The 21,314-nt window shown below is 72.4% G+C and carries 23 protein-coding genes; 13 read left to right on the top strand and 10 right to left on the bottom strand.

The window, feature by feature from the left end; genetic code table 11:
* Window positions 1-32 precede the first annotated feature (32 nt).
* Entirely contained in the window at window positions 33-107 is a 75-nt protein-coding gene (locus OOJ91_RS34610) for a 50S ribosomal protein bL37 (protein WP_369814844.1), read from the bottom strand.
* A gap of 223 nt (window positions 108-330) precedes the next feature.
* Here OOJ91_RS34610 and OOJ91_RS16285 point away from each other — a divergent pair, with 223 nt between their 5' ends.
* Both OOJ91_RS16285 and OOJ91_RS16280 read left to right on the top strand, forming a co-directional pair.
* Window positions 331-552, top strand: coding sequence for a biotin/lipoyl-binding carrier protein (locus OOJ91_RS16285; RefSeq protein ID WP_007464729.1), 222 nt, complete (start codon window positions 331-333; stop codon window positions 550-552).
* Complete coding sequence (locus OOJ91_RS16280) at window positions 549-1,058, top strand: GNAT family N-acetyltransferase (RefSeq protein WP_266245878.1); 510 nt, start codon at window positions 549-551, stop codon at window positions 1,056-1,058. Before OOJ91_RS16285 ends, OOJ91_RS16280 begins: the two co-directional genes overlap by 4 nt.
* Before the next feature lie 41 nt (window positions 1,059-1,099).
* On the opposite strand, the gene OOJ91_RS16275 is transcribed toward OOJ91_RS16280, so the two are convergent.
* Complete coding sequence (locus OOJ91_RS16275) at window positions 1,100-1,711, bottom strand: TetR/AcrR family transcriptional regulator (RefSeq protein WP_266245877.1); 612 nt, start codon at window positions 1,709-1,711, stop codon at window positions 1,100-1,102.
* 112 nt (window positions 1,712-1,823) lie between these two features.
* On the opposite strand from OOJ91_RS16275, the gene OOJ91_RS16270 reads away from it, so the two are divergent.
* Window positions 1,824-3,404, top strand: coding sequence for an MDR family MFS transporter (locus OOJ91_RS16270; RefSeq protein ID WP_266245875.1), 1,581 nt, complete (start codon window positions 1,824-1,826; stop codon window positions 3,402-3,404).
* 56 nt (window positions 3,405-3,460) lie between these two features.
* On the opposite strand, the gene OOJ91_RS16265 is transcribed toward OOJ91_RS16270, so the two are convergent.
* Entirely contained in the window at window positions 3,461-5,290 is a 1,830-nt protein-coding gene (locus tag OOJ91_RS16265; protein WP_266245873.1) for a tetratricopeptide repeat protein, read from the bottom strand.
* Window positions 5,291-5,474: 184 nt separating this feature from the next.
* On the opposite strand from OOJ91_RS16265, the gene OOJ91_RS16260 reads away from it, so the two are divergent.
* Complete coding sequence (locus OOJ91_RS16260) at window positions 5,475-6,506, top strand: SIS domain-containing protein (protein WP_266249732.1); 1,032 nt, start codon at window positions 5,475-5,477, stop codon at window positions 6,504-6,506.
* Between the two features lie 30 nt (window positions 6,507-6,536).
* Entirely contained in the window at window positions 6,537-8,129 is a 1,593-nt protein-coding gene (locus OOJ91_RS16255) for a PAS domain-containing sensor histidine kinase (protein WP_266245871.1), read from the top strand.
* A gap of 342 nt (window positions 8,130-8,471) precedes the next feature.
* On the opposite strand, the gene OOJ91_RS16250 is transcribed toward OOJ91_RS16255, so the two are convergent.
* Both OOJ91_RS16250 and OOJ91_RS16245 read right to left on the bottom strand, forming a co-directional pair.
* On the bottom strand, window positions 8,472-10,013 hold the full coding sequence (locus OOJ91_RS16250; RefSeq protein ID WP_266245869.1) for a glycosyltransferase family 39 protein: 1,542 nt from the start codon (window positions 10,011-10,013) through the stop codon (window positions 8,472-8,474).
* A 36-nt stretch (window positions 10,014-10,049) separates the two neighbouring features.
* On the bottom strand, window positions 10,050-11,075 hold the full coding sequence (locus OOJ91_RS16245; protein WP_266245867.1) for an aldo/keto reductase family protein: 1,026 nt from the start codon (window positions 11,073-11,075) through the stop codon (window positions 10,050-10,052).
* Window positions 11,076-11,137: 62 nt separating this feature from the next.
* On the opposite strand from OOJ91_RS16245, the gene OOJ91_RS16240 reads away from it, so the two are divergent.
* The 5 genes from OOJ91_RS16240 (at window position 11,138) to OOJ91_RS16220 (ending at window position 15,755) form a co-directional block, all read left to right on the top strand.
* Entirely contained in the window at window positions 11,138-12,049 is a 912-nt protein-coding gene (locus OOJ91_RS16240; RefSeq protein WP_266245865.1) for an ArsR/SmtB family transcription factor, read from the top strand.
* A gap of 292 nt (window positions 12,050-12,341) precedes the next feature.
* On the top strand, window positions 12,342-14,054 hold the full coding sequence (locus tag OOJ91_RS16235) for a nitrite/sulfite reductase (protein WP_266245864.1): 1,713 nt from the start codon (window positions 12,342-12,344) through the stop codon (window positions 14,052-14,054).
* Window positions 14,051-14,212 (top strand): hypothetical protein, encoded by a 162-nt coding sequence (locus tag OOJ91_RS16230; protein WP_167517323.1) that lies wholly within the window; start codon window positions 14,051-14,053, stop codon window positions 14,210-14,212. The genes OOJ91_RS16235 and OOJ91_RS16230 overlap by 4 nt, the downstream gene beginning before the upstream one ends.
* Window positions 14,209-14,970 (top strand): phosphoadenylyl-sulfate reductase, encoded by a 762-nt coding sequence (locus OOJ91_RS16225; protein WP_266245860.1) that lies wholly within the window; start codon window positions 14,209-14,211, stop codon window positions 14,968-14,970. The genes OOJ91_RS16230 and OOJ91_RS16225 overlap by 4 nt, the downstream gene beginning before the upstream one ends.
* Entirely contained in the window at window positions 14,952-15,755 is an 804-nt protein-coding gene (locus OOJ91_RS16220) for a sirohydrochlorin chelatase (protein WP_439117072.1), read from the top strand. Before OOJ91_RS16225 ends, OOJ91_RS16220 begins: the two co-directional genes overlap by 19 nt.
* Before the next feature lie 83 nt (window positions 15,756-15,838).
* Here the strand turns inward: OOJ91_RS16220 and OOJ91_RS16215 are convergent, their stop codons facing one another.
* Window positions 15,839-16,096, bottom strand: a complete 258-nt coding sequence (locus tag OOJ91_RS16215) for a WhiB family transcriptional regulator (protein ID WP_088950012.1) — start codon at window positions 16,094-16,096, stop codon at window positions 15,839-15,841.
* A 447-nt stretch (window positions 16,097-16,543) separates the two neighbouring features.
* Window positions 16,544-17,494 (bottom strand): diacylglycerol/lipid kinase family protein, encoded by a 951-nt coding sequence (locus tag OOJ91_RS16210; RefSeq protein WP_266245855.1) that lies wholly within the window; start codon window positions 17,492-17,494, stop codon window positions 16,544-16,546.
* A gap of 43 nt (window positions 17,495-17,537) precedes the next feature.
* Between OOJ91_RS16210 and OOJ91_RS16205 the strand changes: the two genes are divergently transcribed.
* A complete protein-coding gene (locus tag OOJ91_RS16205; protein ID WP_266245853.1) occupies window positions 17,538-17,927 on the top strand; it encodes a hypothetical protein in 390 nt (129 codons plus the stop codon).
* 122 nt (window positions 17,928-18,049) lie between these two features.
* On the opposite strand, the gene OOJ91_RS16200 is transcribed toward OOJ91_RS16205, so the two are convergent.
* The 3 genes from OOJ91_RS16200 to sodN are packed head-to-tail and all read right to left on the bottom strand — an operon-like array spanning window position 18,050 to window position 19,469.
* The gene (locus tag OOJ91_RS16200; protein WP_266245852.1) at window positions 18,050-18,457 is read right to left on the bottom strand and encodes an ATP-binding protein; all 408 of its coding nucleotides are present in this window, start codon (window positions 18,455-18,457) and stop codon (window positions 18,050-18,052) included.
* 32 nt (window positions 18,458-18,489) lie between these two features.
* On the bottom strand, window positions 18,490-19,068 hold the full coding sequence (locus tag OOJ91_RS16195) for a GNAT family N-acetyltransferase (RefSeq protein ID WP_266245850.1): 579 nt from the start codon (window positions 19,066-19,068) through the stop codon (window positions 18,490-18,492).
* A complete protein-coding gene (gene sodN / locus OOJ91_RS16190; RefSeq protein WP_266245848.1) occupies window positions 19,065-19,469 on the bottom strand; it encodes a superoxide dismutase, Ni in 405 nt (134 codons plus the stop codon). Before sodN ends, OOJ91_RS16195 begins: the two co-directional genes overlap by 4 nt.
* Window positions 19,470-19,538: 69 nt before the next feature.
* Between sodN and OOJ91_RS16185 the strand changes: the two genes are divergently transcribed.
* Together OOJ91_RS16185 and OOJ91_RS16180 are read left to right on the top strand one after the other, a co-directional pair.
* Window positions 19,539-19,904 (top strand): S24/S26 family peptidase, encoded by a 366-nt coding sequence (locus OOJ91_RS16185; RefSeq protein ID WP_266245846.1) that lies wholly within the window; start codon window positions 19,539-19,541, stop codon window positions 19,902-19,904.
* Window positions 19,905-20,048: 144 nt separating this feature from the next.
* Window positions 20,049-21,227, top strand: a complete 1,179-nt coding sequence (locus OOJ91_RS16180; protein WP_266245844.1) for an NAD(P)-dependent malic enzyme — start codon at window positions 20,049-20,051, stop codon at window positions 21,225-21,227.
* Window positions 21,228-21,314 lie beyond the last annotated feature (87 nt).

Genomic DNA, 21,314 nt, shown 5'->3' with positions numbered 1-21,314 from the left:
ACCGGTGACGGGCCGTTGGCCCGTCGGCGCGTTCAGGAGTTGGGACGCTTGCCGTGGTTCGCGGCGCTCTTCTTACGAGCCTTCTTCTTGCGGGACTTCTTCGCCATGCTGACCTCCTCGTGTCGGGTCGGATCCGTGCTGCGCGCGGCCTCGCGCCGGTGCACCCACCGGCCGCCCGGCGTCGGGTCCGACCCGCTGATGGTAGTGCGCTCGGCACCCGGTGCCTTTCCCCGGGGCAGCCCCGGCACGCGGGCCGCACCGCTCCGCTCCCGCGTCCCACCCTCGCGTGATTGGATACGTCGGCAGGCACATCGCGAAAAAGGGAGGGCCGTGGACATGGCCGAGGAGATCCGCGCCGAGATGGTGGCGAACGTCTGGAAGGTCGTCGCGTCGGCGGGCGACACCGTGTCCGAGGGCGACACCCTGGTGATTCTCGAGTCGATGAAGATGGAGATCCCGGTGGTCGCCGAGGCCGACGGCGTGGTCCAGCAGCTCGCCGTGCACGAGGGCGACGTCGTGCAGGACGGCGACCTGATCGCGGTGATCGGTTGAGCGGCCTGCTGGTCCGGCTCGCCGACACGGCCGACTTCCCGGCGGTCGCCCGGCTGACAGTTGCCGCGTACGAGGCGGATGGGCAGCTCAAGGGCGAGCACGGGTACGGGGCGGTGCTTGCCGACGTGTCGACCCGGGCGGCCAGCGGTGAGGTGCTGATCGCTGTGGACGAGGCGACCGGCGCGGTGCTCGGCTCGGTCACCTTCGTGTTGCCGGGCACCCCGTTCGCCGAGCTGTCCGGGCCGGGCGAGGCGGAGTTCCGCATGCTGGCCGTCGACCCGGCCGCGCAGGGGCGGGGTGTCGGCGCGGTGCTGGCCCAGGCGTGCGTCGACCGGGCGGCCGAGTTGGGCTGCACGGCTGTCGTGATCTGCGTCCGGGCGGGGATGGCAGTTTCGGCCCACCGCCTCTACGAGCGCCTCGGGTTCGTCCGAATGCCGGAGAAGGACTGGTCGCCGGTGGAGGGCGTGGCCCTGCTCGGCCTGCGGCGGGAGTTGCCCCGCGCCTGACCGGCCGGCCCGTCGAGCCGCCTGCTTGCCGAGCTGGCTCGTCAGCCGTGCGCGCCGGCCGTGTTGGCCGAGGCCGGGTCCTCGTCGGGCTCCGCGCCGATCGCGGCCAGCAACTCGTCGGCCACCTCCAGCGCGAGCCGGCGGCGATCCCCGTCGGTGATGCCCGGTGCCCGCACGGCGAACCAGCTGGTGTGCACGGCGAACAGCGACAGGGCGCCGCGTAGCTGCGCGGCGGGGGAGTCGTCGCCTCGGCAGAGCGCGCTGGCCAGCCGCATCATCCGGTCACGCATCTGCTGGCCGGAGGAGAGGCTCTTGAGCACTGTCTGGTTCTGCTCGAAGAAGCGCATCACCGATGGCATGTCGCCGCCGAACATCGTGTCGGCGTAGCGGGAGATGAGCGTACGGCGGGTGGCCAGGGTCGCCGGCTGTGAGTCGGCCCAGGCGGTAAGCGCGTCCATCTGCTCAAGCCGGTCCTCGACGAAGCTGGCGACGATGTCGTCCTTGCTCTTGAAGTGGTAGTAGAGCGCCGCCTTGGTGACATTGAGGCGTTCGGCGATCTCCCGGAGCGAGGTCTTCTCGTACCCCTGCTCGGTGAAGAGCTCCAACGCGACGGCCTTGATCCGCTCTCGGGTGCCGCCTGTGCTCTCCCTCACCCACGCCCCCCAAATCACTTGACCGCCAGTTGGTACCCAACTTACCGTGCGGCTAGTAAGGTGACTAGCCGGGCGGCAAGTAAGTATGGCAATTCTCGGGGGGAGCTTACCCATGACTCAGGCAACACAGGCCGGCGCACGACCCAACGTACGGGTCGTGCTGTTCGGGCTGATGATCGCGATGATGCTCGCGATGCTCGACAACATGATCGTCAGCACCGCGCTGCCGCGGATCGTCGGCGAGTTCGGCGGTCTCGACCACTTCACCTGGGTGGTCACCGCGTACGTTTTGGGCACCACAGTCTCCACCCCGATCTGGGGCAAGCTCGGTGACCTCTACGGCCGCAAGTCGGTCTTCCTGACCTCGGTGGTCATCTTCCTCGTCGGATCGGCCCTCTGCGGCATGGCTGGCTCGGGCATGTTCGGCGGCCCGCAGGACGGCATGGTGCAGCTCATCGCCTTCCGCGCCGTGCAGGGCCTGGGGGCCGGTGGCCTGATGGTCGGCGTGATGGCGATCATCGGCGACCTGGTTCCGCCGCGCGAGCGTGGGCGTTACCAGGGCATGATCGCCGGCATCATGGCCATCGCCATGGTCGCCGGCCCGCTTGTCGGTGGCTTCATCACCGACAACCTCTCCTGGCGCTGGGCGTTCTACGTGAACCTGCCGCTGGGTGGCATCGCGCTACTCGTGCTGATCACCACGATGCACCTGCCGAAGTACCGCACCGAGCACCGGATCGACTGGCTGGGCGCCGGCCTGCTCTCGGTGGGCATCACCGCGATCGTGCTGATCACCACCTGGGGCGGCAACGAGTACGACTGGACCTCGCCGCAGATCCTCGGCCTGGCCGTGCTGGCGCTTGTGACGCTTGTGGCGTTCGGCCTGGTGGAGCGCCGGGTGCCGGAGCCGATCCTGCCGCTTGCGCTCTTCGCCAACCGCAACTTCGCGCTGATCTCGTTGATCGGCTTCCTGCTCGGTTTCGCGATGTTCGGCGCGATGAACTTCCTGCCGCTCTACCAGCAGACCGTGCAGGGGGCCTCGGCCACCAACAGCGGGCTGCTGCTGCTGCCGCTGATGTTCGGCATGCTTGTCGTCTCGCTTGTCATCGGGCGGGCGATCACCAAGACCGGCAAGTACCGGGCCTACCCGATCATCGGCGGCGTGGTGATGACCGGGGGCATGGCGCTGCTGTCCATGCTCGACACCGAAACCAGCAAGCTGGAGTCCTCGCTCTTCATGGTCGTGCTCGGCGCCGGTATGGGCTTCCTCATGCAGACCTCGATGCTGATCGCGCAGAACAGCGTGGAGCAGAAGGACCTCGGCGCGGCCAGCGGCGCGGCCACCTTCTTCAGGTCGATCGGCGGCTCGTTCGGCATCTCGCTGTTCGGCGCGATCTTCGCCAACCGGCTCGCCGACTCGGCCGCCGGCAGGGCGTTCAGCGGCGGCGGCGAGGGCGCGATGGACCTGGAGCAGCTCAAGAAGCTGCCCGCCCAGGCACGTGAGCTGGTCCTCACCGGTCTCTCGGACGCGATCTCGCACGTGTTCCTCTGGGCCGTGCTGTTCACCATCGTGATCCCGGTGCTCGCCTGGTTCATCAAGGAGATCCCGCTGCGCACCGCCAACGAGGCGCCGCCGCAGGCCACCCCGGAGGAGGAGGCCGAGATCGCCCTCGGCAAGGCGCCGGTCGCCTGACCCCCACCGAGAGCGCGCGCCGCGTCGTCCCCCGAGGGGAGGCGCGGCGCGTTCTTTCACGGGCGGCGGGTCAGGCGTTGCCAGAGGCGGCGTAGCGGGTTGCGGGGGCGGGGGAGTCGGGGGGTTCGCTCGCCGAGCATCCGGGTGGCCAGTGCCGCCGTGTCCGGGTCCACTGTGGGCGCGGCCAGCGCGAGGTGGGCCAGCGAGACCGCGATCGGCACCGGCCGGGCCTGGGCCACGGCCGCCGCGTCGGCCAACCGCTCGGCCACCACGCGCGCCACGTCCGGTCGCACCGCCGGGTCCACCCAGGCGGCGGTGATCAGGGCGAACAGCGCCGCCTCGGTGACCCAGTCCTCCACACCCCAGACCAGGTCCAGCAGCACCCGCCGTCGGGTCGAATCCGCCCAGGGCTCGTCGGTGCGCTGGTGCAGCAGCCCCAGACAGGCCCACACCTGCACCCCGCGGACCCAGATCGACGGATCCTGGGCGGCAAGCAGTCGACCCAGCCCGCTCGCCGGCGCCGCGGGCGGGTGCACCAGCAGCCCGAGCAGATCGTCGACGTCGAGACCGGCCAGGCCCACCGCCGCGTCGTAGGCAGCCGGCGGGTGCGGCCACGCCGGGTGCGCCACCTGGGCGATCCGTTCCACGGCTGCCGGCGAGGGCGCCGGCAACGCAGGCGTCGGCACGTCCTCCGCGAAGTGCCACAGCCGCTGCGCGGACGGGCGTCGGGGCTCGCGCGGGTCCGGCTCCGCCGCGCCGGCGACCTCGATCCGCAGTCCGGGGGCCACCGCCGTCGCCGTCCGCAGGGCGCTCGGTGGGGCTGCCGCCGCGAGGCGTACGGCGCCGCCGATACCGATGTCGTCGTGGGCGACCGCCTGGCGGAGCGCGTCGACGAGGGGACCGCCGGCCGGCGTCAGTTGCCCGAGCCAGGGCCGGCCCCGGCAGCACTGGGCCAGATCGCCGTGCTCGTGGCTGTCGTCCGGGTGGTCACGGATGAAGTCGGCGAGCGCTACCAGGTGGGACAGGTCGCCGTCGCGCAGGTGCCGCAGTCGGTGGGCGGTGTGCACCGCGCAGTCGAACGACGGGTCCCGGGCCAGCGCCCGCTCGGTCCACTCCAACGCCTCGTCGAGTCGGCCGCTGTCGGCAAGGGTGCCGGCGATGTCGGCGTAGATGGCCAGGTCGCCGGGGTCCAGGTCGACGGCCCGGCCGAGCGCCGCGAGGGCGTCACGAGTCCGACCCGCGCTGCGGTACGCGTACCCGAGCCAGACCTCGCCCATCTTCGACGGCTGGCACCGTACTCCCCGGCTGGCCCAGCGGATCGCCAGCGCGACCTCGCCGAGCCGCCGGGCCAGCGCGGACGCCGCGCCCAGCAGGAGGCCGTGCTCGGGGTGCACGGTGGCGGCGTTGCGGGCCAGCGTGAGGTACGGCGCGAGGGCTGCCCGGCCGGCCCGTGGCACCGGGTCGGTGAGCGCCGCGCAGACCTGCATGAGGACGCGGGCGATGTGGTCAGGTTCCAGCCGTTCGACAAGTTCGGAGGCTGTCACCCACGGCACGCCCGCCCACTCGGTGCCGGGGGCGTGACCGGTCGCCGCGGCCAGCAGTTCCAGCCCTTCGGCGGGGCGACCGGCGGCGGCGAGCAGGTGGGCGCGGGCGACGACCGCGCCCACGAAGGTGTGGTGGTTGATCGGGAAGAGGTCGAGCCCTCCGCCGTCGGCCGCGGCGAGACGGGCCAGCGTCTCGTGCACCTCGGGCAGTGTGGGCGCCCGTGCCAGCGCGCCGGCGAGGTGGCCGGCCGCGTGGTGGAGGTCACCCTCGTCAAGTGCCAGCCGAGCCAGGGCCAGCTCCTCCGTCGCGGAGAGCGCGGGGTCGTCCCTTCCCTCGGGCACGGTGTCCTCTCGTCGCAGCTTCAGACAGCGGGGCCAGCGTAGTTGATATTGAGATGATCAAGTGATCAACTGCGCAGTGCTGCTCGAACAATTGCTGCTGTCGACCCTACCGTGCAAGACTGAGCAGGAAACGCGCGGCAATCGCGCACGAGGGGAGTTGTTCGTGACACGTGCAGGGTCCGGAATGGCCGCCGACATCGACGAGCAGCCCGCCGGCTACGCGCGCCTGCTCGACAGCGCCAACGCCGCGGCTATCGCCCGTGTCGCGGCCGTCGTGGCCGAGCGGCGACCGCGACACGTGGTCTTCACCGCCCGGGGCACCTCCGACCACGCGGCCCTCTACGGGGCGTACCTGACCGAGATCCGGCTCGGGCTGCCCGCCGGGCTCGCCTCGCCGAGCGTGGTCACGCTGTTCGGCGCCCGGCCCGACCTGTCCGACGCGCTCGTCGTCGGGGTCAGCCAGAGCGGTGGCTCACCCGACCTGGCCGAGGTGTTGCGCTCCGCGCGGGCCTCCGGCGCGCTCACCCTCGCGGTGACCAACGCCCCCGGCTCCCCGCTGGCCGACACGGCCGAGTTGAGCATCGACATCGCCGCCGGGCACGAGCGGGCGGTGGCGGCGACGAAGACGTACACCGCCGAGCTGCTCGCCCTGCTCATGCTCATCGAGGGCATCCGGGCCGGCGACGGCGTGCTCCCGGCGGCCGAGCGGGAGGCGCTCGCCGCGCTGCCCGACCTCGCCACCAGAACGCTCGCCGACGACACCCCGGCCCAGCTCGCGCCGCGCTACCGCTTCGCCCGCCAACTGGTCACCACAGGCCGCGGGTACGCCTATCCGACCGCCCGCGAGGCCGCGCTGAAGCTGATGGAGACCTCGTACCTGCCGGCGCTCGCCTTCTCCGGCGCCGACCTGCTGCACGGCCCGCTCGCGATGACCGACCCGGAGGTCCCGGTGCTCGCCGTGGTCGGCTCCGGCCCGGGCGGCCGGTCCATGGGCGAGGTGCTGCCCCGCCTCGGCGAGCGCCGTGCCGACGTGGTGGTCGTCGGCTCCGCCGACGTGCCGGGCGCCACCCGGCTCGCCGTCCCCGAGGTCGACGAGCGGTACGCGCCACTGCTGGACATCCTGCCGTTGCAGCGCCTCGCGCTGGCGTTGGCACTGACCCGTGGCGAGAACCCGGACGCGCCGCGCGGCCTGAAGAAGGTCACCGCGACGATGTGAGGCGCGGCGCGGCGTGGCACCCTGGTCACCGTGTCCACGCTGCGCGACCTCGCCGAGGAGCACACCCATCTCCGTCCGGCCGACATCGACCACCTGCACCGCATCGCCGGCGACTGGCAGCTGCTCTCCGATCTGTCCTTCGCCGACCTGCTGCTCTGGGTGCCTGTCGACGCCGAGGGCACCTTCCTCTGTGTCGCCCAGGTCCGCCCGACGACCGCGCCCACCGCGTACCAGGACGATCAGGTGGGCCGGATCATCGGCGGCTCGGAGGTGGCCCACCTGGGGGTCGCTTACTCCCAGGGGCGGATCTGGCGGGAGGGCGACCCGGTCTGGTACGGCGACGTGCCGGCCCGGCACGAGGCGATCCCGGTCCGGCTGCGCACCGCCGACGGCGAGGCCGGCGAGGTGATCGCCGTGGTCGGTCGGGACACCAACCTCTCCACCGCCCGTACGCCCAGCCAGCTGGAACTCAACTATCTGACCACCGCCGACGACCTCGCCCAGATGATCGCGGACGGCACCTTCCCGCCGCCCCGGCACCCGGGCGAGACGACGTCCGCCCCCCGCGTCGGCGACGGGCTGGTCCGGCTGGACGCCGGTGGCAAGGTCACCTACGCGAGCCCGAACGCGCAGTCCGCGTACCGGCGGTTGGGTTACGCCTCCCACCTGGTGGGGGAGGACCTGGCCGCGCTGCACCGCCGGCTGGCGGGCGACCCGCTGGACGGCACCGAGGCGGCGAACGGCATCCTCGCGGCGTTGCGCGGCGAGGCGCCGCCCCGGCGGGAGATCGACGCACGCGGGGCCACGATGCTCACCCGGGCGCTGCCGTTGATGCCCGCCGGCGTGCCGATCGGCGCGCTGGTGCTGGTGCGGGACATCACCGAGGTCCGTCGCCGGGACCGGGCACTCATCACCAAGGACGCCACCATCCGGGAGATCCACCACCGGGTGAAGAACAACCTCCAGACGGTGGCCGCGCTGCTGCGCCTGCAGGCCCGCCGGGTGGCCATGCCGGAGGCGCGGGTAGCCCTGGAGGAGTCGGTCCGCCGGGTCGCCTCGATCGCCCTCGTCCACGAGACGCTGTCGATGTCCAGCGACGAGGCGGTGGAGTTCGACGGCATCGTCGACCGGGTGGCCAGCGCGGCGACCGAGGTCGCGGCGACCGAGGTGAGCGTCGGCATGCGCCGTCGGGGCAGCTTCGGCGTACTGCCGGCGGAGATCGCCACGTCGCTTGTCATGGTCCTCAACGAACTGCTGCTCAACGCCGTCGAACACGGCTTCCCGCCGGCCGACGAGACGGACGACGCGCCCCCGCCGCCCACCACGGGCGTGGTGCCGGCAGCCGTCGCCGAGGTCGATCCGTCGGCGCGACCGGAGGTGGTGGTCTCGGCGCACCGGTTCCGCAAGATGCTGCACGTCTCGGTGACCGACAACGGGCGCGGGCTGCCGCCCGAGTTCGATGCCGAACGCGGCAGCCGGCTCGGTCTGCAGATCGTGCGGGCCCTGGTCACCGGCGAGCTGCGCGGCACCATCGAGCTGCGCGCGGGTGCCAAGGGCGGCACCGAGGCCCTGCTCGTCGTCCCGCTGGCCCGCAACGCCCCGGACGGTCGATCGCAAGGCTGACGGGCAGTTGTCGACCTCTCCCCGGCCACGCGCCCCCTGGCCGCCGACGGCCCGCGCGCTGGCTGCTCCTCGGGTCCGCTCGCCATCGCCCTGGCGTGTCTCCGTCCGGACGCACCTGCCCTGGTGAGCGGTATACCTGTGAGTCATAACTATGACTCACAGGTATACCGCTCACCGACGTGCGTGGGTCAGGCGCGGTCGAGGGCGGCGCACCCGCTTCAGGACCGCGTCGCGGTCCTGGCGCTCCCCCCCGAACAGGCTCGAGAGGCGTTTGGGCTCGGGCAGTCGGCGGTCGGCGGCCGCTCGGGCGTTTGGCGTGGCAGGGTGGCTGAGCGGGTCGGGTCAGCGTCCGGGACGGCTGGTCAGCAGGGCGACGGTCAGGCCGGGGCGTTGCCAGACCTGGGCGACTGTGAAGTCCGCGCGCAGCGCGTCTCCCTTGGCGCCCGGCACGTCGGCAAGCGGCTCGGCACGCCGGCCGGCGACGACCAACCACACCCGTGACGTGCCCGCCAGGCACTGTGCCGGTTGCGGGCACTCGGCTGCCCACAGGTCGCCCCGGCGGACCTCGTCCTCGGTGACAAGCACGTCCCGGGGTGGGTCGCCGAGGTGGTACTCGATGCCGAGGTCGAGGAAGAGCCAACTGTGCCGGGGCGAGTAGACCACCGCGTCGCCCGGCCGCTGGCCCGCGCCGATCACGTGGGCCGCGCCCGCGTAGTCCACAGGCGCGCTGCGCGGCCACTCGTGGGTCCGTCGCAGCGCGGCCTGGTCGGGCAGGCCGAGCAGCCCGGTCAGGACCACCACGACGAGCGCGGCCGGCACCGGGACCGCGGCCAGCGCCGCGCCGGCCAGCAGACAGGCGAACGGCACCACGAAGACCAGGTACCGGGGCACCCACAGGGGTACGACCGTGCCGGCGGCGAAGAGCAGCAGCACGGGCAGCAGCATCGCGCTCACCGGCAGCAGGGCGCGCCGCCCGAGCCGGGCAGCGCCGAGCGCGGCGACCCCGACCAGCAGACCGCCCACCACGCTGCTCTGGGCCACGCCGCCGGGCAGCGCGCTCAGGTCGTCCGGCCGGGCCAGCCCGACCCAGTTGAGCTGCCGGGACTGCTGGGCCCGGGCCTTCAGCAGCAACGGTCCGACCAGCAGCGCGGCCGGAACCACGGCGACCACCCACCGCCACACCCGCCGGTCCCGGCCGGCCGAGCCGTCGCCCGGCGTGGTGTCGTGGCCCGGCCTGGTGACGGCGACCGGCGAGGCGATGCCGGCCGCGGCCGGGCCGCGCCACCAGGTGACCAGCACGACCAGCGCATGGGCGGCCAGCAGGGTGAGCGCGATCAGGTGCGTGAGCCCGAGCGCGGCCACGGCGGCGGCGTAGCCGGCCCAACGAGCCCACCCCGGTCGCCGTAGCGCCGTCACCAGCAGCAGGGTGGCGAGCACCGCGAGCGCGGTGGCCAGGGCGTACGGGCGGGCCTCCTGACCGTAGCGGGAGGTGCTCGGCAGCACCGCGAACAGCAGCCCGGCGAGGAGGCCGGCACGCCTGTCGACGAGCCGCGCCCCGAGCACGGCGAGCAGCCCCGCGGTCACTGTCATCGCCAGCGCGGCAGGCGCGCGGAGCGCGATCGTCGAGTCGCCGAAGACCGCGACCCAGACGTGCATCAGCAGGTAGTACGGCCCGGTGGCGGCGTCGATGGTGCCGGCCAGGCGGGCCAGGTCGCCGGGCGACCGGGTGGCCGCGCTCCAGGTCGCCAGCTCGTCGCGCCAGAGCTGCGCCGACCCGAGCCCGGTCACTGTCACCGCCAGGGTCAGCAGCGCCGGGGGGACCCAGACCGGCAGGCGGCGCAGGTGCTCCCACGCCGTCCCGGTCGACTCGGACAATCCGCCCACGGTCCGAGCCTGCCACGGCCATGGTGTTCGCGGGTGTCAGCCGGCGGTAGGCGGTGGACGCCACGCGGGCATGACGTCGTTCGGGCGGGCGGTCTTCGCCGGATCGCGTTCGACGAGGTCACCGAGCACGGCGTCGATCCGTGCCAGCAGCTCGTGGTCCAGCCGTACCGTGGTGGCCCCGGCCGTCTCGGCGAGCTGCTCGGGTCGGGACGCCCCGACGATCGCCCCCGCCACGGTCGGTCGGTGCAACACCCACGCCACCGCCAACTGGGCCATCGTGCAGCCGGCGGCTTCGGCGATCGAGCGGAGCTGGCGTACCCGGGAGAGCAGCAGATCCGACGAGTAGCGGGCGATGAACGACCCGCCGAAACTGTCGGTGGCCCGGGAGCCGGCGGGCGGACGCCGGCCGGGCTGGTACCGCCCGGTCAGGACGCCCATCGCGAGCGGCGCCCAGGCGAGCTGGCCCAGGCCGAGCTCGGCGCAGGTGGGCGTCACCTCGGCCTCCACCACCCGCCACAGCATCGAGTACTGCGGCTGGTTGGCGATGAGCGGAACGTGCAGCTCGGCGGCGAGCCGCCGACCCTCCCGCAGCTGCGGCGCGGTCCACTCGGAGACGCCGACGTAGAGCACCTTGCCCTGGCGGACCAGGTCGGCGAAGGCGAGCATCGTCTCCTCAAGCGGCACGCTGTCGTCGTACCGGTGCGCCTGGTAGAGGTCGACGTAGTCGGTTCCCAGCCTGTTCAGCGAGGCGTGGCAGCCCTCGATGATGTGCTTGCGGGACAGCCCGGCGTCGTTGGCGCCCGGACCGACCGGCAGGTACACCTTCGTGCACAGCTCGATCGAGCTGCGCCGGACGCCGCTCAGCGCCTTGCCGAGCGCCTCCTCGGCCCGCCCCTGCGCGTACCGGTCGGCGGTGTCGAACGTGGTGATGCCCCCGTCCAGGGCGGCTGCCACGCAGGCCGCCGCCGCATCGTCGTCGAGCTGGTTGCCGTGGGTGACCCAGTTGCCGTACGCGACCGCGCTCACGCGCAGGCCCGACCGGCCCAGTTGCCTGTACTCCATGTGCGGATCCTCGGGTGGTCCGGCGCTGTCGCCGAACCGTTCGAACGTGGTCGAATCCGTCGGTGATCGAGGTTGGGTTCTCACCCGACGACCTGAGTCGGGTCCGGTTCGTGCACTCGCCGCTGGCGGAGTTGGTGGCCAGCTCCTGGGCACTGCGCAAGCCGGCGAAGTACTGGATGCACCGTCCGTGGCGGGAGCGCGCCGAGCGGCTGCTGCCGGGCGCCGGGCTGGAGCCGCTGTTGGCGGTGCTCCGGTCGTCCAACGGCTACGTGCCGGACTTCCTCACCCCGATCGGTGTGGCGCCGAACCTGGCGGCCGAGTTGCGGGCGGTCGCCGGCACCGACCCGGCCCGGGTGCGGCGGCAACTGGACCGGGCCGGCGCGCCCCGGCTCGCCCCCGACGAGCTGGTCGCGCAGCTACGCCGGTACTTCACCCTGCTGATCGCGCCGGACTGGCCCCGGCTGCGGGCGCTCGCGCTTGCCGACATCCGGCGGCGGACGCTCCTCGCCGCCGAGCAGGGCGGGCGGACCCTGCTCCGCGAGCTGCACCCGTCGATCCGCTGGGACGGCGCGGCGCTGCGGGTCGCCGTCGGCACGACTCGGCCGCCCGGCCTGGAGGGACGCCCGTGGACGCTGCTGCCCACCTCGTTCTCCGGACCGACGGTGCACGCGATCATGGAGGGGGACGCCGGGCCGGCCCTCTGCTATCCACCGGTGGGGCTGGGTGGGCTGTGGGACTCGCCGCCGCCCAGCGCGGCGCTGGGCGCCCTGCTCGGCGGTACGCGGGCGGCGGTGCTCTCCCTGCTCGACTCGCCGCTGAGCACCGGCGAGTTGGCCGCGATGCTGGGCCTCGCGCCGGCCACCGCGTCGCACCACCTCACCACGCTGCGGGACAACGGCCTGATCGTCGGCGTACGGCAGGGGAGAGTCGTGCGCTATGCCCGAACTGTCCTCGGTGACCAGCTCGTCGACTGACCCTGGGCCCGTGATGTGGGATCGAGCACGTGTACATTGGCCGGCCCCCATGCCGTGTGGCAGCATGGCCCGTATGACCGCCGCAGTCGTCCGCCGCTTCGTGGCTCGTCGCCACGTCGATTACGGCCGCGTGCGCAGCGCGATCTGTCCGGCCTACTGACGACGCCCGACCAATCCGTCTCGGGCGCGCTCCGCGCCGGCTGTCTGAAGACACCGTTGTCCCGCCCGCTACGCGGGCCGGCCGCCGCGCCCCGCGTAGCCCGAGGCACAGCAGACAACGGAGGACGCCGCGATGGCGGTCAGCAGCATCCCGGCCCGTTCCGAGGACCCGACGGCTCGCCCGGCCCGAGCGCCGCGCAAGCCACGGGGTGAGGGTCAGTGGGCGCTCGGCCACCGCGAGCCGCTCAACCCCAACGAGCGGATCAAGAAGGACGACGACCCGCTCAACGTCCGGGCCCGGATCGAGAACATCTACGCGCACCGCGGCTTCGCCTCCATCGACCCGCAGGATCTGCGCGGTCGTTTCCGCTGGTGGGGCCTCTACACCCAGCGCAAGGCGGGCATCGACGGCGGGCGTACCGCAGTGCTGGAGCCGCACGAGCTGGAGGACGAGTTCTTCATGCTCCGGGTCCGCATCGACGGCGGTCAGCTCAGCCTGGCCCAGCTGCGGGTGATCGCGGACATCTCCCGGGAGTTCGCCCGGGACACCGCCGACATCACCGACCGGCAGAACATCCAGTTCCACTGGATCCGCGTCGAGGACATGCCGGAGATCTGGCGTCGGCTGGAGTCGGTCGGCCTGCAGACCACCGAGGCGTGCGGCGACTGCCCACGGATCGTGCTGGGCAGCCCGGTCGCCGGGGTGGCCCGCGACGAGCTGCTCGACCCGACCCCGGCGATCGACGAGATCGTCGCCCGGTACGTCGGCGACAAGCAGTTCTCCAACCTGCCCCGCAAGTTCAAGACGTCCATCTCCTGGCTGGTCGACACCCCGTACGAGTCGAACGACATCGCTCTCCTCGGTGTCGACCACCCCGAGCACGGCCCCGGCTTCGACGTCTGGGTCGGTGGGGGTCTGTCCACCAACCCGATGCTCGCCAAGCGGCTCGGTGTCTGGGTGCCGCTGGCCGAGGTCCCGGACGTGTGGGCCGGCGTGGTCGGGATCTTCCGCGACTACGGCTACCGCAGGCTGCGCAACCGGGCCCGGCTGAAGTTCCTGGTGGCCGACTGGGGCGTGGAGCGGTTCCGGGAGGTCCTGGAGAAGGAGTACCTGGGCCGTACGCTGCTCGACGGTCCGGCGCCGGAGCTGCCGGCGAAGCCTGTCGACCACGTGGGCGTGCACGAGCAGGCCGACGGGCGGCACTACGTGGGCGCCGCCCCGGTGGTCGGGCGGGTCTCCGGTGGGCAGCTCGCCCAACTGGCAGACGTGGTCGAGGCGCACGGCAGTGACCGGGTGCGGCTCACCCCGTACCAGAAACTGCTGGTGCTCGACGTGCCGTCGGAGCGGACGGAGTCGCTTGTCGACGCGCTGCGCGGGATCGGGCTGGAGGCCCGGCCGTCGGCCTGGCGACGCGGCACGATGGCGTGCACCGGCATCGAGTACTGCAAGCTGGCAATCGTCGAGACGAAGGCCCGCGGCGAGGAGCTGGTGGCCCGGCTGGAGCAGCGGCTGCGCGACTTCGACGCGGACATCTCGATCCACATCAACGGCTGCCCGAACGCGTGCGCCCGCACCCAGGTCGCCGACATCGGCCTCAAGGGTCAGCTGGTGGTCGGCCCGGACGGCCGACAGGTCGAGGGCTTCCAGGTGCACCTGGGCGGCGGCCTGGGCATGGCCCAGGGCCAGACCGCCGGTTTCGGCCGCAAGCTGCGCGGCCTGAAGACCACTGCCGAAGAGCTTCCGGAGTACGTGGAACGGCTGGCCCGTCGCTACCTGGCCGGGCGGAGCGCGGGCGAGACGTTCGCCAACTGGGTGATCAGAGTCGACGAGGAGGAACTGCGGTGAGCAGCGAGAACCGAGCGGCACCCCTGTACTGCCCGTACTGCGGCGAGGAGGATCTGCGGCCGCACGAGGCGGGGCACGGCGCCTGGGAGTGCCACGCCTGCGCACGGGTCTTCTCGGTGAAGTTCACCGGGCTGCTCTCCCGGGCGGTGACCCGATGAGCCTCGTGTCCGCCGCGAGCCTGCGCCTGGTCGGCCCGGGCGCGCAGACGTCGACCGACCCGGCCGGGCGCGGCCCGGACGAGCTGCGGACGCTTGCCGAGCAGGCCGCTCGCGACCTGGAGGGCGCCCCCGCCCTGGAGATCGCCGGCTGGGCGGCGCAGACCTTCGGTGACCGCTTCTGCGTGACCAGCTCGATGGCCGACGCCGTCCTGGCCCACCTGGTGTCCCGGGTGGCCCCGGGCGTGGACGTGGTCTTCCTCGACACCGGTCTGCACTTCCCGGAGACGCTGCGGGTCCGCGACGAGGTGGCCCGGACGCTGCCGGTGAACGTCCGGTCCATCCGGCCCCGGCTCACCGTCGGCCAGCAGGACGGCCAGTACGGCCCGCGACTGTTCAACAAGTCGCCGGACGACTGCTGCCAGCTGCGCAAGGTGGAGCCGCTGGAGCGGGCGCTGTCCGGGTACGACGCCTGGGCCGCCGGCCTGCGCCGGGACGAGTCGCCGACCCGCGCCAACACGCCTGTGGTGACGTTCGACGCGCGGCGCGGCAAGGTCAAGGTCAACCCGATCGCGGCCTGGTCGCAGCAGGATGTGGACGCCTACATCGCCCGCTGGAACGTCCCGGTCAACGAGCTGTTCAAGCAGGGCTACGGCTCGATCGGCTGCTGGCCGTGCACCCGACGGACGAAGGCCGGCGAGGACCCGCGGGCCGGCCGGTGGGCCATGTTCGAGAAGACCGAGTGCGGGCTGCACGTCTGATCCCGTCATCGACGACCCCGACCGGCCCCGACGCGGCCGGCGGGGCGGCCCCGGTGGTGCTTGTCGCACACGGCAGCCGGGATCCACGAGCGGCCGAGGCCACCCGGGCGCTGGCCCGGGCGGTGTCGGCCGTCCGGCCCGGTCTGTCGGTGTGGGCGAGCTGGCTGGACCACACCGAGCCGGGCCCGACCGACGTGCTGCGCATGCTGGCCCACGCCGGGCATCGGCGCGCGGTGGTCGTGCCACTGCTGCTGACCGCCGCGTACCACAATCGGGTGGACATTCCGGCGGCCGTCGCCGCCGCGACGGAGACCGGCCCCCCACTTGCGGTACGGGTGACCGACGTGCTCGGCCCGGCGGACGGAACTGTGGCGCCGGCGTTGCTGGCGGGGCTGCGCCGTCGGCTCGGCGAGGTCGACCCGGGGCGCTTCGACGCGCTGGTGCTGGCCGCCGCGGGCACCCGGGACGCGCGGGCGCGCGGTTCGGTGGGCCGGGTGGCCGACGCGCTCGGCGCGGAGTTCGGGGTGCCCTGCCGGGTGTCGTACGCCTCGGCGGCCCCGCCGACGACAGGTGTTGCGGTCACCCGGCTGCGGGCGGCCGGCGCGCGACGGGTGGCGGTGTCCGCGTACTTCCTCGCGCCCGGCCTGTTCCACGACGCCGTGGCCGAGTCGGCTCGGGCTGCCGGCGCGGTGGCGGTGGCGGCCCCGTTGACTGATGCGCCCGAGTTGGCCGAGCTGGTGCTACGCCGGGTCGACGACCGGGGCGCGCTGGCGCCGACGGGCTGACGGTTCGGGCGCCGGCAGCTCGGGACAGCAGTACGCCCCGGCAGGCGGACCCGCCGGGGCGTGCGGCTGTGTCGTTGGGGGAATCAGGCGGAGTGAGCGCGCAGCACCCGGAGGCCGCCGCGCCGCTTCACAGCGCGCCGCTCCTCCTCGCTCATCCCGCCCCAGACGCCGGCGTCCTGACCGGACTCGAGCGCCCACTGCAGGCACTGGTCGGTCACGGAGCAGCGCCTGCAGACGGCCTTTGCCTGTTCGACTTGCAGGAGAGCCGGTCCGGACGTCCCGATCGGGAAGAACAGCTCCGGGTCCTCGTCGCGGCAGACACTATGGTGACGCCAGTCCATGGCGGCAACACTCCTCATTCTGGATGGGTGGCGAACAATTGCTTGTCGTGCTTTTCCTATATGCATCAGCAGTGCCGATGGTGACAGTTAGCGTCCGTCCATTCGGCAGTGCGTGAGCAGGCGTTCAGCGCCGGGGACCTGCTGGAACAGCTCAACCTGACGAGCATATCCAGGCAATGTCCCGGTAACTCAAGTCCGCTTGTGAATACTTTCACGAACTCTCGTGATGTCAAGGGTGACGCTCGGAAAAACTCCGGGCGGTGAGCAAGCCCACAACCCATTTGTCCGGGTTCCAGTGCGTTCCTGGTTACCCGCCGTGCCACAGTCGAGGATCAATATAGTACAGTCCGCGTGACATTGCTGACATTTCCGGCACCTGCCCCTCGGTGTGGCGGCACCCGTCGTTGCGGTTGCGGTGCCGCGTCGACCAAGGGCAGTACCCGAGACCTAGCAGATTACTCTGAGTGCGGCCGGAATGGATGCGAATCTGACTTTCTCCCGCTCGCCAAGATAGTCGCCGTCGAGCTGGAACGCCTGCGGACGGCTGGAGAGCAGGGTGAACTCCGCCGTGTCATGGAGTCGTAACACCTGACGTCCACGCGGATCCGGCTTGCGGGATGCGAACTGCGTCACTGTCCGTGTTGTGCTAGCCACCCGGAGCTGACGCAACGCCAACACGTCGAGCCCGAGGTCGAACGACGCCGACGGGTTCGGGTTGATCTCACGGTCGCCCAGGTACGTCCACGGGGCCGTGTTCTGGATGATGACAGTGGCCAGCTCGCCCTCCACCGGCTCGCCCGGACGCTCCAGGCTGATCGCCGGGTGCCGCCGGTCCGAGGCGAAGAAGTACTGGCCCATGATCGAGCGCAGGTAGAGCCCGGGGGTGGAGACCCGACCCTTCCGCCGGGCCTGCTCCACCCGGTGGATCACCGCGGCGTCCAGGCCGAAGCCGGCGCAGAAGGTGAAGTAGCGGTCGTCCGCTCGGCCCAGCCCGACCGTGCGCTGCCGGCCCAGGCGCAGCCCTTCGAGGATCATGCTGGTCGCCTCCGGCCATTCCCGGGGCAGGCCCAGCGCGCGGGCGAACACATTCGTCGAACCGCCCGGCACGGTGGCCAGCGCCGGCAGCCGGTCGGCCATCGAGGCGCCCTCGGCGCCGGCCGGTGGTTCGGCGGTCATCAGGCCGTTCACCACCTCGTTCACGGTGCCGTCACCACCCAGGGTGACGACGAGATCGACCCCCTCGGCGGCGGCCTCCCGGGCCAGCGCCATGGCGTGCCCCCGGCGACGGGTGTAACGCACACTGAGGTCGACTTCACTGCGCAGCGCCCGGACAAGCACGTCCCGGCTGCGTTCGCTGGTGGTGGTGGCCTTCGGATTGACCACCAGGACGGCCCGCATGGGCGGCACTGTACCTCTCGGTAGCCCGGGTATCGTGGCGCGCGTGACCATCGACTCGGCCCCGATTCCCGTCACCCTCCGCTGGGCGGTACGGCTGCTGTGGGCGGAGGCGGTCGCCGTCGGGCTGATCGCGGTCTGGCTGGTCTGGGCCGACCTCACCGCCACCACCACCGACCTCGCGTCGGCGTTGCTGGTGACCGCGTTCGCCGTCGGGGCGGCCGTCGCGCTCTGGGCGCTCGGCCGGGCGCTGCTGCGTCGACAGGCCGGCGCGCGGGCCCCCGCGATCGTCCTTCAGCTCATGCTGCTGCCGATCGGCTGGTTCATGATCCAGGGCGGCCTGGGCTGGCTGGGCGTCCCGCTCATGGTGCTCGGCCTGGGCGTCGGCTGGCTGCTCGTCAGCCCGCCCACGACGAAGGCCCTCGGCTTCGAGTGACCCGGGCGGCGGGCGGCGAAACGCGGACCCGCTTCGAGTGCCCCCGCCGGGCGGGCACCGCTGGAGGTCACGACGGCTGCGCCTGCCTGCCCGGTCCGGCCGGGGGAGGCGTCGCGCGTCGGTCAGTAGCCGCCGGAGCGGCGGGTGAGCAACGAGATCGTCGCCCGGCCGTCGGTGGCCGTGGCGGACGCCGACGTGGTCAGCGCGGTGAGCACCTTCCAGGCGAAGGACGACTCGGCGGGCAGCGTCGCCCCGCGCACGGTAGGCACTGTCACCTCGACGGTCAGCGCGTCGTTGGTGACCGAGAATCGGCACTCCAACTCGGCGTCGCGGGTGGCGATGGCGAGCAGCATCGCGCACGCCTCGTCGACAGCGATCCGCAGATCCTCGATCTCGTCGAGCGCGAACTGCAACCGCGCCGCGAGACCGGCGGTGGCGGTGCGGAGCACGCCGAGGTAACCGCCGTCGGCGGGCACCGTGAGGTGCACCACGTCGTCGTCGGTCGCTGGCTGGCCGGTCAGTTGAGTCACGCCTCATCCCCCCGGTCGGGGACTCTACCCGGTCAGTCGTTCGGGCGCGTGTCGGCGGCCGCCTCCGCCTGAGCGGCCAGGCCGCGCAACGCGGCACCGCTGAGCCGGTAGGGGACCCACTCGCTCATCTGCTCGGCGCCGATGGAGGCGTAGAAACCTGCTGCGGGATTCCAGTCGATCATCCACCACTCCAGCCGTCGGTAGCCCCGTCGTACGCAGATGTCGGCAAGCGTGGCGAGCAGCAGCCGGCCCGCGCCGGTGCCCCGGGCGGCCGGGGAGACGTAGAGGTCCTCCAGGTAGATGCCGTGCACGCCGGCCCAGGTGGAGAAGTTGAGAAACCACAGGGCGAAGCCGATCGGCTGATCGCGCTCGTCGACCGCGACGTGGCCGAAGAGCGCCGGGGCGGTCGCCCGACCACTCCAGCTCGGCCCGTCCGACGCCGCGCCGGGACCTGGAGCAGTCGGGAACAGCGCCGCGGTGAGCTGCTCGGTGGTGAGGTGGCACTCGTCGGGGGCGCGTTCGTACGCCGCCAGCTCGTGCACCATGGCGACGACGGCCGGCACGTCCTGGGGACGTACCGGCCGGATCGTCGGTGTGACCGGGTGGGTCACGCCTTCTTGGTCTCCCAGAAGATCTTCGCGATCTCGTCGATCTTCGCGAGGAGCTTGTCGGCGGTGGCCGGGTCGAGGCTGCCCTTGACGCCAGTGGCGCCGGCGAGCTTGGTGGCCTCGTTGAACAGGGTGTGCAGGTTCGGGTACTTCTCGAAGTGCGGCGCCTTGAAGTAGTCGGTCCAGAGCACCCACAGGTGGTGCTTGACCAGCTCGGCGCGCTGCTCCTTGATGATGACCGCTCGGGTGCGGAACTCCGGGTCGGTGTTCGCCTGGTACTTCTCGCAGATCATTTTGACCGACTCGGCCTCGATCCGGGCCTGGGCCGGGTCGTAGACGCCGCACGGCAGGTCGCAGTGAGCGCTCGCGGTGACGCGGGGCGCAAGGATGCGCGGAAGTCGCATCGGGATCCTCCATGGGAAGTTTGCGATGATCAAAGGCGACATTACTCCTGGGAATGCTCCCCGAACCGGATGGAGGTGAAACCAGTGCGCGCCGATCACCCGCCGGAGGCACCGCGTCTGCGCGGGCCGTTGACGCCCGTCTCGGTGACCGGTCCGTCCATGGCGCCGACGCTGCGACACGGCGACGCGGTGCTGGTCCGCTCGGGTGGACGCCCGATCCGACCCGGTGACGTGGTGGTAGCCGTCTTCCGGACGCGTCCCGAGCTGCTGGTCGTGAAGCGGGCGGTACGTCCGCAGGACGGCGGCTGGTGGCTGCGCGGCGACAACGATCTGGTCACCGACGACTCCCGGGCGTACGGGGTGGCCGACGTGCGCGCGAGGGTGGTGTTCCGCTACTGGCCCCGCCCCGGACGGGTGCCCCGTCGGCCGTTATGACCCTGCTCACATCCGAGGGGCAGTGCCGACACTATGCTCGGAAAGTGCCCGGGTGACCCCCGCACCGCGTGCCACCGCTCGCCGCCCACCTCGCGGCCGGCCCGGCCGCCTCACATCTGCTCGACAGATCCTGGAGTCACCGCCATGTCTTCGTCCACCGTGGACCCCGCTGATCCCGTCTTCCAACTGCACCTGGGCGGCAAGATGGCCGTCGCCTCGACGGTCCCGCTCACCAGTCGCGAGGACCTCTCCCTCGCGTACACCCCTGGTGTCGCCCGGGTGTGTGAGGCCATTGCCGCCGACCCCGCCCTGGCCGACGACTACACGTGGGCGTCGCACGCCGTCGCCGTGGTCACCGACGGGTCGGCGGTGCTCGGGCTCGGCAACATCGGCCCGCGCGCCGCGCTGCCGGTGATGGAGGGCAAGGCGGTGCTGTTCAAGCAGTTCGCGGGGGTGGACGCGGTGCCGGTCTGCCTGGACACCCAGGACGTGGACGAGATCGTCGCGGTGGTGCGGGCGCTGGCCCCGTCGTTCGGCGGGATCAATCTGGAGGACATCAGCGCGCCGCGCTGCTTCGAGGTGGAGCGGCGACTCGACGAGGCGCTGGACATCCCGGTCTTCCACGACGACCAGCACGGCACGGCAATCGTGGTGCTCGCCGCGCTGCGCAATGCCGCCACCCTGCTCGATCGCAAGCTCGGTGACCTGCGGGTGGCGGTGAGCGGCGCGGGCGCGGCCGGCGTGGCGGTGACGAAGATGCTCATCGCCGGTGGGGTCGACCCCGACCAGGTGGTCGTGTGCGACTCCAAGGGGATCATCGGCCGGCACCGCGCTGAGCTGACCGGCACCAAGGCCGAGCTGGCCGCGAGCACCAACGCCGACGGCCGTCAGGGCGACATCACCGAGGCGCTGCGCGACGCGGACGTGCTGATCGGGGTCTCCGGCGGGCAGATCCCCGAGGCGGCCGTCGCTCGGATGGCACCGGGCGGCATCGTGTTCGCGCTGGCCAACCCGACCCCGGAGGTGCACCCCGAGGTGGCCGCCCGGCACGTCGCGGTGGTCGCCACCGGGCGCAGCGACTATCCCAACCAGATCAACAACGTGCTGGCCTTCCCCGGCGTGTTCCGCGGCGCGTTGGACGCGCGGGCCACCCGGATCACCGAGGGGATGAAGGTCGCCGCCGCCGACGCCATCGCCGGCGTGGTGGCCGAGTCGCTGACCGCCGACGCGATCGTCCCGTCGCCGCTCGATCCGCGCGTCGCCCCGGCCGTCGCCGAGGCCGTCGCCGAAGCGGCCCGCCGCGACGGGGTCGCCCGCCGCTGAGACGCGTCGGCCGGAGGCGCTCCGGCGCAGCATGCGCCGCCGGCCCACGCGCCGGGGCCCTCTCACCAGGAAGGGGCCCTTCTTAAC

Source organism: Micromonospora lupini (genome assembly GCF_026342015.1).
GTDB classification, from domain to species: Bacteria; Actinomycetota; Actinomycetes; order Mycobacteriales; family Micromonosporaceae; genus Micromonospora; species Micromonospora lupini_B.
The sequence above is the reverse complement of the archived record's forward strand: the minus strand, read 5'-3'. Positions and strand labels throughout refer to the sequence as shown.

Bases quoted from the DNA above. Each gene is read 5' to 3' on its own strand.
- OOJ91_RS16270 (WP_266245875.1), top strand. From the start codon at position 1,824: ATGACTCAGGCAACACAGGCCGGCGCACGACCCAACGTACGGGTCGTG.
- OOJ91_RS16260 (WP_266249732.1), top strand. From the start codon at position 5,475: ATGGCCGCCGACATCGACGAGCAGCCCGCCGGCTACGCGCGCCTGCTC.
- OOJ91_RS16245 (WP_266245867.1), bottom strand. From the start codon at position 11,075: ATGGAGTACAGGCAACTGGGCCGGTCGGGCCTGCGCGTGAGCGCGGTC.
- OOJ91_RS16235 (WP_266245864.1), top strand. From the start codon at position 12,342: ATGGCGGTCAGCAGCATCCCGGCCCGTTCCGAGGACCCGACGGCTCGC.
- OOJ91_RS16225 (WP_266245860.1), top strand. From the start codon at position 14,209: ATGAGCCTCGTGTCCGCCGCGAGCCTGCGCCTGGTCGGCCCGGGCGCG.
- OOJ91_RS16215 (WP_088950012.1), bottom strand. From the start codon at position 16,096: ATGGACTGGCGTCACCATAGTGTCTGCCGCGACGAGGACCCGGAGCTG.
- OOJ91_RS16210 (WP_266245855.1), bottom strand. From the start codon at position 17,494: ATGCGGGCCGTCCTGGTGGTCAATCCGAAGGCCACCACCACCAGCGAA.
- sodN (WP_266245848.1), bottom strand. From the start codon at position 19,469: ATGCGACTTCCGCGCATCCTTGCGCCCCGCGTCACCGCGAGCGCTCAC.
- OOJ91_RS16185 (WP_266245846.1), top strand. From the start codon at position 19,539: ATGGAGGTGAAACCAGTGCGCGCCGATCACCCGCCGGAGGCACCGCGT.
- OOJ91_RS16180 (WP_266245844.1), top strand. From the start codon at position 20,049: ATGTCTTCGTCCACCGTGGACCCCGCTGATCCCGTCTTCCAACTGCAC.